Annotated in this window: 5 protein-coding genes; all 5 read right to left on the bottom strand. The window is 63.1% G+C overall.

Features of this window, described 5'->3' with window-relative positions:
* On the bottom strand, positions 1-585 hold a 585-nt coding region (locus ACIQUS_RS27245; protein ID WP_403054279.1), incomplete at its 3' end, for a phage tail sheath N-terminal beta-sandwich domain-containing protein.
* Positions 582-779: a DUF2635 domain-containing protein gene (locus ACIQUS_RS27240; protein ID WP_403054276.1), complete on the bottom strand. Its 198-nt coding sequence runs from the start codon at positions 777-779 to the stop codon at positions 582-584. The genes ACIQUS_RS27240 and ACIQUS_RS27245, both read right to left, overlap by 4 nt.
* Positions 776-1,330 (bottom strand): hypothetical protein, encoded by a 555-nt coding sequence (locus ACIQUS_RS27235; RefSeq protein WP_403054273.1) that lies wholly within the window; start codon positions 1,328-1,330, stop codon positions 776-778. Before ACIQUS_RS27235 ends, ACIQUS_RS27240 begins: the two co-directional genes overlap by 4 nt.
* Before the next feature lie 2 nt (positions 1,331-1,332).
* A complete protein-coding gene (locus tag ACIQUS_RS27230) occupies positions 1,333-1,680 on the bottom strand; it encodes a hypothetical protein (protein WP_403054270.1) in 348 nt (115 codons plus the stop codon).
* The gene (locus ACIQUS_RS27225) at positions 1,681-2,031 is read right to left on the bottom strand and encodes a DUF2190 family protein (protein ID WP_403054267.1); all 351 of its coding nucleotides are present in this window, start codon (positions 2,029-2,031) and stop codon (positions 1,681-1,683) included.
* Positions 2,032-2,163 lie beyond the last annotated feature (132 nt).

The raw sequence follows: 2,163 nt of genomic DNA, 5'->3' as shown, positions 1-2,163 counted from the left end.
AGGCAAGGCCTGACCCGCGTAGTAGTTGACCCGGGCATTGAGGCTGTTACCCGCTTCACCTTTGTGGCGACAGGTCAGGGTCACCGTTCCGGTGGCAGCGGCGGCAGTGACTGGCATATCCGCAGCCGCAGTGATTGCAGCGGCTGCGGCAGCGGCAATTGCCGTCGGCGTATCACCACTGATGACCCCGACCGACACTCGACGCCCGGCGATCATCAGCTCGACGGTACCCGAGGCGGTGGCCGGGCCCGTGAACACCACTGTGCCCGTAGCCGCTACACCAGCGGCATTGTCGACCACCGGCAGCACCAGCAGCTCGGTGTAGGTGTCGATGGCCATCGCCGCCCGGACCATGCCAGACAGCATCGAGCCGGCGCCGAACAGGGTGTCGGCCTGCGCCGGGCTGGTCACGCGGACCAGGGTGTTGGCAGTAGCTGTACCCGCGGTCAGCTTCTGGCCGATCAACAGCCGGCGGTAGGTGACCGACTGCGGTCCGCTGACAGCCTTGCTGTTGTCGATCTCGCTGTAGGTACCCGGTTTGCGCAGCGAGCCGGGTCCAGGGATAGTGTCGAATCCGATAGTCATTGCTTCTCACCTTTCGGGGTTGGGGCCTGGCCAGCAGGCTGATCGTTTGGAAAAACGACGTCACCGGCCGCTTCTTTGCGAATCCAGTAGCTATTCATTTCCAGCTCTTTTCCGTCTGCGGGCAGCACCTCATAGGTGCCAGGGATCCGCACCAGGCGCCCCTCGACGGGTTTAACCAGCACTCGAGTGGTCATGGGTTGAGGTCCTCAATGATCGTTTGGGCGCGATCCGCCGGATCTGGCTGCGCATTGCCCAGGCTGTAATCGGTGGTCACCGTGTTCAGGTCGGGTAGGCTTTGATTGAACAGGTCGTCAGGATGTCGATCGAAGTACTCGGCTTCGAAGATGAGCCGACAGGCGCCGGTCAGATGCGCCGACTGATCGAGCAGCACCATCCGTGAGCGCACGTACTGCAGGTCGTTTGCCGTGCCGCCCAAGGTGTCGTCCATCAGAAGTAGCCTTTCGACCTGCCGGGCAAGGGTGTCCAGCGTGTCATCCAGCGCACCATTGCCTTCGGCATGGATTTCCACGACCAGCTCTACCCGACGCCGGTACTCGCGGGGGGCCTGGTTAAAAATCTCGCCTGCTTCGTCCATCGTGTAGACGATGATCGCCGGGAGCTCGCTCTGCCAACCGTTGGAAATCAACGGCGCAACGCGGCTGGCATAAACGCTGGCACCGGCATCAGTGGCACCCAACAGGACCGCAACGGCCTGCTTGCGAATCAGTTCTCTGGGGTGCGCCATGGTTAAGCCTTCCTCAAGATGATCGTTACGCCGGCCACACCATCGGGCTGAACGTCGTTGATCGAATAGAGCTCACCCCGTGCCCGGACCCGATCACGGCTGGTTGGCTTGTTGGGGAGGTCGATCAGGCGCACGCCAAGGACGGGGTTGCTGCTCGACACCGGTGCGCCGGTTTCCGGGTCAACGGCGACATGGGCGGAATCGAACACTGCCTGGGCCAGGGCAACGCCCGGCGAGACGCCATCCGTCAGCCAGTACACCGCGCCATCTGGATCGATTGCCGCCGATGGCTCGCTGAACGTACGGATCGAAACGCCGAGCATGCGCTGGGCCATGGAGGCCCAGCCCATTTAGACCGCCGCCGGCGCGGACACGCCGTTGAGGCGGCAAGCGCCGACCGTGCTGGGGTTTGCCGCTACTTCGGTTGCCATGCCAACCAGGACCAGGCCCGCGGCAGACACGTTGGTCAGAGCACGGCTGCTGGTGTTCATGTAGACCAAGTCACCGACGGCCCAGGCCTGTGCACTGATCTTGGTCAAACCGAAAACACCGCCAAGCTTGAGCACGACTGGCGCGCCCGTGACTTCAGTGGTTGCCGCAACGCCGATGATCGCGCCGACTTTGTAGAGCTCGCCCGAGATGGTGCCGCCGGCGGGTGCCGGAACGGTGATGCTGTCGCCGTGCTGGATGAAAGTCTTCATGCATGGTCCCCTTCAGAGACTGGAACTGGAAAACAAGAAGGGCGCCGCGTGGCGCCCTTTGGGGTTCAGGTCGAACTGGAGAGTTACGCGCCTGGGTTCTTGTACGCGCCGCGGAAGTCGATCCAGGCCGCA

Source organism: Pseudomonas sp. NPDC090755, assembly GCF_044769005.1.
Classification (GTDB): domain Bacteria; phylum Pseudomonadota; class Gammaproteobacteria; order Pseudomonadales; family Pseudomonadaceae; genus Aquipseudomonas.
The sequence above is the reverse complement of the archived record's forward strand: the minus strand, read 5'-3'. Positions and strand labels throughout refer to the sequence as shown.

What these genes read in the sequence shown, in the direction of transcription:
- ACIQUS_RS27240 (WP_403054276.1), bottom strand. Translation starts at nt 779, where the DNA reads ATGACCACTCGAGTGCTGGTTAAACCCGTCGAGGGGCGCCTGGTGCGG.
- ACIQUS_RS27235 (WP_403054273.1), bottom strand. Translation starts at nt 1,330, where the DNA reads ATGGCGCACCCCAGAGAACTGATTCGCAAGCAGGCCGTTGCGGTCCTG.
- ACIQUS_RS27230 (WP_403054270.1), bottom strand. Translation starts at nt 1,680, where the DNA reads ATGGGCTGGGCCTCCATGGCCCAGCGCATGCTCGGCGTTTCGATCCGT.
- ACIQUS_RS27225 (WP_403054267.1), bottom strand. Translation starts at nt 2,031, where the DNA reads ATGAAGACTTTCATCCAGCACGGCGACAGCATCACCGTTCCGGCACCC.